At 23.1% G+C, this 739-nt stretch carries 1 protein-coding gene; it reads right to left on the bottom strand.

Annotated elements, in window-relative coordinates:
- Positions 1 to 135: 135 nt before the first annotated feature.
- Positions 136 to 522 carry a hypothetical protein gene (locus FW754_RS16385; RefSeq protein WP_446325261.1) on the bottom strand — a complete coding sequence of 129 codons (387 nt, stop codon included), beginning with the start codon at positions 520 to 522 and terminating at the stop codon, positions 136 to 138.
- Positions 523 to 739 lie beyond the last annotated feature (217 nt).

The following is a 739-nucleotide window of genomic DNA, read 5'->3' as shown; positions in this document are numbered from 1 at the left end:
CGATTTCGCATAAGGTGTATTATGTTAATTTTAAAAATCATTACTCTTTCAGAAAAACATTGTCATCTTTTTTTCAATTTAATATGAGTTCTTATGATAACTATTTATCACTATCTATCGTGGATAAGTTTTATCTTATTTATTTTTTAAAATATTTAGAATTCTAAAATTAGAATCCCATTTGTTTTCATATTTAGGTTTTTTTATTAAAAAACAAAATCTTATATCTTTACTCAATAATCCATAATTCACCTTTGAGCTTTCATCGTATTTATTAATATTGACATTATAATATACAATAGAACCATATCTGTCTAAATTAAGCATTAAAATATAAGTAGTAAGCCCACCACCTCTAGGATATTTATTTAAAGATTCAAAAAACCCACATACTTCTTCTTCCTCATATTTAATATCATCAACCTTATTATTCGAAATAATAAATACATAAATAACAACAATAATAATAAAAGCAATAACAACCCATATATTATTTCGATAATCTTCATTTAATATAGTCATAATTAACCTAATTATAATTTTTTACCTTTAAAAGTTTTTTTTGAAAAAATAATTGTCCCATTCATTGCCCTTACAATACCATTTAACATGATGGGTGTTATACGAAATGAAAAAACCTAGGCACCTGCCTAGGTCTTAAATTTTAAAAAATACATAAAAATTAGTGTAATAAACTCACTTTTAGCATTTCGTATAAGGTGTATTATGTTAATTTTAG

This window comes from Acinetobacter sp. 1207_04 (genome assembly GCF_052850415.1).
This window is presented reverse-complemented; position numbering and strand designations above follow the sequence as displayed.

Excerpts from the sequence above, each read along its gene's own strand:
- FW754_RS16385 (WP_446325261.1), bottom strand. The coding sequence starts at position 522 with ATGACTATATTAAATGAAGATTATCGAAATAATATATGGGTTGTTATT.